Origin of the sequence: Gilliamella intestini (assembly GCF_900094935.1) — a bacterium.
Lineage (GTDB): Bacteria > Pseudomonadota > Gammaproteobacteria > Enterobacterales > Orbaceae > Gilliamella > Gilliamella intestini.
On record NZ_FMBA01000076.1, the window covers coordinates 1 to 5780 of the forward strand.

A 5780-nucleotide genomic window follows, 5' to 3' on the forward strand; every position below is an offset into this window, starting at 1 on the left:
CGGTGATTTTCTAAACCGCCTATGCGGCGGTAAACGTGAGCCCTATATTGATAGGTCGATTTTCGTATTTCTAAACCGCCTATGCGGCGGTAAACTAGAAACCGGTATACTATAAACCTTGTTTAGCAAAAGGCAAATAGGATTTCTGTTTTCAAAAACCCTTTTTTGTAGCGACCGGATAACATATTGTTTTTATTTATTTTTAATTTATCGTTAAAAAAAGGGTTGGCAGCGTTTTGGTTATTTTTATGATGTGCTAATTTTACCGTTAAAAAACACTCAGGTAGCGTATTGATTTTATTAAACTTTAGTTTTGTATGTTTTAAAACATACAAAACCAAAAAATAAAAGATCAATCTAATTTAGGATGTTGATCCACTAAATCTTGACGCTGTTTTTGTAAGGTATCGATCTGTTGTTGGATATCTTCCACTTTTTGCTCTATTGAATCGAAGTGATCCGATAAAATCTCTTTGGCTTCTGAACGATCCGATGCGGCAGGTGTTGCGCCTCGAAGTGGTTTATTGGCGGTTTCTTTCATTTTTATGCCTGTCACTAACCCAACTAATGCAACCACCATTAAATAATAGGCTGGCATATATAAATCACCACTCGCTTCAACCAACCAAGCGGCAACAGTTGGTGTTGCCCCGGCAATAAGTACCGAAATATTAAATGCAATAGCTAAAGCACTATAACGAATACTTGTTGGGAAAATAGCAGGTAAAATAGATGCCATCACTCCCGTAAAACAGTTAAGTAACACCGCTAAAATCAATAAACCAATAAAAATAAGTCCAATAACATCACTGTTAATCATCATAAATGCAGGGTAAGCAAGAATGAGTAATCCTAAACTACCTCCAACAATAAAAGACCTGCATCCAATTTTATCGCTAATAAAGCCAATCATTGGCTGTACAAATAACATTCCGATCATAATAGCAATAATGATTAATACTCCATGATCAGCACGATAATTTAAGTTATGCGATAAATAACTTGGCATGTAAGTAAGCAACATATAATAAGTGACATTGGTAATAATCACCAGTCCAACACACACTAATAAACTCTTCCAATATTGAGTGAAGATAGCTTTAAATGTCATTTTAGGAGGATTAGCGGTATTGGTATTTTCATTACTTTCCATTTCATTGGTATGTTGCTGAAATGCGGGGGTTTCTTCTAATGCGTGGCGTAAATACAGACCAATCAATCCTAATGGTAAGGCAAACAAAAATGGAATTCGCCAGCCCCAATCATGAAATGCAACTTTACCAAGAATGCTTGATAACAGTACTACCAAACCTGCACCAACTAAAAAGCCTGCAATTGAACCAAAATCTAACCAGCTCCCCATAAAGCCACGCTTACGATCTGGTGAGTATTCAGCGACAAAAATGGCCGCACCTGAATATTCACCACCGATCGAAAATCCTTGAGCTAATTTTGCTAGCAATAATAAAAGTGGCGCAAAAATACCAATAGTTGAATAAGAAGGAATAAGCCCAATACAAAATGTACTAAGAGACATAATAATAATGGTAACAGAAAGGATTTTTTGACGTCCTAACTTATCACCAAGCACACCAAAAACTAAACCGCCTAATGGACGAACTAAAAAAGGAACTGAAAAAGTTGCCAAAGCTGCCACAACTTGAATACTTGGCGACGCATCAGGAAAAAACACCTGTCCTAAAACATACGCCAAAAACCCATAAACCCCAAAATCAAACCACTCCATCGCATTGCCTAGTGCTGCTGCAATAATTGCCTTTCTTAATTTGTTATCATCAATAATAGTAATATCATTAATATTTAATGGTTTCCTTTTAAATCTTACTGCTTTTTTCATAACATACCGCCTATCTAAAATTAGACACAGAAAAGGAATAACGAAGTAACACCATTGATATCATTGTGTAATGCCAAACGAACATCAGCGGTATTACATAAAATACGCTAAAACAGTTAATAAAGATTGATGCAAAATCCAACAAAACAAAAAAGAGGACAATAAAAAGCAAAAATGGGTAAGTAATTTCGACTAGCTATATTGCGACTTGATAACAGTAAAACAATTCCTTTTCACGAAAATTGTCCGTCAAGTATAACAAAATATCCCATTTTGTAAAATGCAACCGCTACACGGCCTGATTTTGCTTTTGTTAAATATAATTATGAACCATCGTTTTTTTTCGAACAAAGGTAAATACCAATGACAATAAATAACGTACTGATGATATGAAAACTCGCAATTTCGGTATGCAAAAATAGAATACTAAAAACACCACCAGATAAAGGAATAATATGAGTATAGATCTGTCCACGGCTTGCGCCAATTTCAGCAATTCCCCTATTCCAAAACAAGTAAGATAACCAAGAGGCAAAAATAGCAATATACAATATACCAAGCAAGAAGCTGCTATCAGTATAATGCGCTAAATTTTCAACGGGATAAAAATAGAAATACACCAAAGCAATAGGTAGTAACATCAAAGAGCCTAACACGGCACTGACTGTCACAAAAGCATTGCCTGCAATTGATTTATCTTTTAAACGTAAAAAAGTACTATAACATGCCCAACTCATGGCCGATGCCATTGCCCACAAGTCGCCTTTGTTAATATTGCTCAATGCATTTAAATTGGTTAGATTGCCTTGTAAAATCAAATAAACCACGCCAATTGTACTAAACAACACACCTAAAATATTATTTTTTGAAATTGAATCATTAAATAATAATTTATTCATTACTAAAACCATGCCGGGCGTTGCCGAAAGGTAAATTGATGCATTAAGCGATGAAGTATATTGCAATCCAATATAAAGCGTTAAAGGAAACAAAATCTGACCAAAAATTGCCAGTAAACAAATGGGCCCTATCGACTTTTTAATTTTAGAAAGATCATTACGCACTTGATGATGATACAATCCTAATAACAACACAGCCGTAATAACCCAACGCCCTTCAGATATAACAATGGGATCGGCTTGCGTTACCAAAACACGCCCAACAACATAATTTCCGCCCCAAAAACAAGCAGCTAAAGTAAGCAATAGATACGGCATATAATACCCTGATATCAGAATGAAAATATGATAGAATTGACCACATTATATACCTAAATTAACGCAAGAAAATAACCTCTTTAATGACATTGTTACCTACTGCTCTCATTTTACTCATTATTACTTTTCCAAATTACAACGATAGCATTGACTTAATCTAGTATCCTTAATCATTATCCATTAAAATAACAAAACCAAAATTGATAAGGTACTTCTTATGCGTTGGAAAGACCAAAGAGAGAGCGACAACATTGAAGATCGCCGCTCACAATCAAGCAGTGGAATGGGAACTGTAATTCCTATCAAAGGCAAAGGCAAAATTGCTTTATTTATTGTGGTTTTAGTGGCGGGTTATTATGGTGTTGATTTAACGGGATTACTTAGTTCCGACCTAACAACTCCAGACAGCACACAACAAACCTCGTCAGAATATACCGCAGATGATAACGAAGCGGCTAAATTCACCTCAATTATTTTAGCCAGTACCGAAGATTACTGGAGCGAACAATTCCAACGCCTAGGCAAAACTTATGTTCCACCTAAATTGGTGCTATATACTCATGCAACCCAAACATCGTGTGGTACAGGTCAAGCAATGATGGGGCCTTTCTATTGTAATATTGATAAAACGGTATATTTAGACCTTTCCTTTTATCAAGAAATGAAACAACGTCTTGGTGGTGGAGGTGATTTTGCGCAAGGTTATGTTATCGCCCACGAAGTAGGACACCATGTACAGAATTTACTGGGAACATTTAACCAAGTGGCACAACTAACACAAGGCCAATCAGACACCACCAAAAACCAAATATCGGTAAAATTAGAATTACAAGCAGATTGTTATGCGGGTATGTGGGGCAATGCGATGCAAAAACAAAACATCCTTGAAGTGGGCGATATAGAACAAGCGCTAAAAACGGCACAAGCCATTGGCGACGATCGATTACAACAACAAAGTGGTGGTTATGTTATGCCTGACAGCTTTACCCATGGCTCATCAAAACAACGTTATACATGGTTTAAAAAAGGATTTGATAACGGTTCAATTAGCCAGTGCAACACCTTTGCTGAATAATTTGCTAATAAAAAGTAAAAACGTTAACAATTGTCTTCCCTAATTAGGAAGACAATTTAACCAACAACATCATCAACTTTTATCATTCACCAAAGCACAAAACAGCAATGAAATGGCAACCATGGCAAATGCAATCCAATAAATAACCTGATGCCCATAAGACTCAGAAACAAAGCCTTGAATCACACCTGCCAAAATCACACTACAAATAATGCCATTATTAAATAAGGTTGAAGCAACGCCCATTCTTGTTGGTAACAAATCCTGAAAATAAATAATACCAATGTTTGCCACAATACCAATAAAAAGCGCATTAAAAAGCTGCAAAGCAAACAAAGCAAATTTATTAGTCAATAAAATCATACCAATATAAAATAATAAACCACAAACAATGGCGATAAAAAATAAATTTCTTTTGCCCAATTTTGGAACTAAATAACCTGCAATGAGCATAACAGGAATTTCAATACCTGCCGCTAACCCCATTAATTGCCCAGGTAATGAATTTGATAAATGCAATACAGAATCCACATAAAGTGGCATATCGATGATATACATCATATTGGCTGTCCACATAAACACAGTAGAAAGCAACAAACAAACCACATTTCTATTTTTAAATAGCGACTGTTCGGCTGATTTTATATCAATCGAATTATCAAGTTGTGAGGTTGGATTTTTTTCAACCGACGGTAAAAAAAACGCAACAAATAACATTGCCACAACAAACATAGACATAGCACTTAAATACATGGCAGTAAAACCATAATGAACGGCTAAACCAAATGAAAGTGGTGGTCCAATCACCCACGCCAAAGAAAGCTGTGCACGAATTAACGAATTAAACGCTACCACATTACGCCCTGTTTTTACCGCATATTCACGCGCAAGAGCAAAAACTTGAGGCATCGCAGCCGATGATAAAGCAGCAAATAAAACCCCCAACGTAATCAAAACAACATAGTGCCGAGAAAAGGCAAATATCACACTATTAGCAACGCCCATTAAGCAACAAAATATAACAATATGCCGCCTGTCGCCTTTTTGGTCTGAATATTTAGCTAACAAAAAGCTACCAATGATACTTGCCAACGCATTCACCGAAAAAAACAATCCAACCAAACGGGGGTTTACATTTACTTCAAACGATAAAAAACGACTTAACGTAGGCGATTGCAACGCCCCTGCAACACCAACAATAAACGTAGTGGCTAAAAAAGCAATAAAAATAACGCTCTGTTTTTGACGAAACGAAGATACCTTAGTCATAACAATACATAGTAGAGGAATTTGTGTCGATTATATACTTAAAATCGGCATAAAAATAATAAAATTCAAACTAAATCTAAATCATGAAATGTAAACAACTCGAAAGTTTCTTGTCGTTAATGTTACACGCCATTTCAATTAAAGTACCTATCAGGCTTTTCAGTTTTTAAATACCCAAACGGTATAGACTCCTGAATATTTTTTACAAAAACAACCAGTAAAATAAACCAATAAACAGCCCACTTTTTAAGTTGTAAAAAATAGCGAATTATTCTTTGTTATGATTAAAATAATCCGCCATAAATGCACCCGTGTCTTTTTAAATTGTTTATATAATTTAAATAGTTAAACAGTTAAATAT

The 5780-nt window shown here is 35.5% G+C and carries 4 protein-coding genes; 1 reads left to right on the forward strand and 3 read right to left on the reverse strand.

Annotated features, from left to right (window positions below; genetic code table 11):
- Positions 1 to 352: 352 nt before the first annotated feature.
- Complete coding sequence (gene proP, locus GA0061080_RS11765; RefSeq protein ID WP_091125963.1) at positions 353 to 1858, reverse strand: glycine betaine/L-proline transporter ProP; 1506 nt, start codon at positions 1856 to 1858, stop codon at positions 353 to 355.
- Between the two features lie 323 nt (positions 1859 to 2181).
- Positions 2182 to 3075: a DMT family transporter gene (locus GA0061080_RS11770; RefSeq protein ID WP_091125966.1), complete on the reverse strand. Its 894-nt coding sequence runs from the start codon at positions 3073 to 3075 to the stop codon at positions 2182 to 2184.
- A 217-nt stretch (positions 3076 to 3292) separates the two neighbouring features.
- Between GA0061080_RS11770 and ypfJ the strand changes: the two genes are divergently transcribed.
- The gene (ypfJ, locus tag GA0061080_RS11775) at positions 3293 to 4150 is read left to right on the forward strand and encodes a KPN_02809 family neutral zinc metallopeptidase (protein WP_091125970.1); all 858 of its coding nucleotides are present in this window, start codon (positions 3293 to 3295) and stop codon (positions 4148 to 4150) included.
- Between the two features lie 72 nt (positions 4151 to 4222).
- Here ypfJ and GA0061080_RS11780 read toward each other — a convergent pair whose 3' ends face one another.
- Positions 4223 to 5419 (reverse strand): sugar efflux transporter, encoded by a 1197-nt coding sequence (locus tag GA0061080_RS11780; protein WP_091125973.1) that lies wholly within the window; start codon positions 5417 to 5419, stop codon positions 4223 to 4225.
- Positions 5420 to 5780 lie beyond the last annotated feature (361 nt).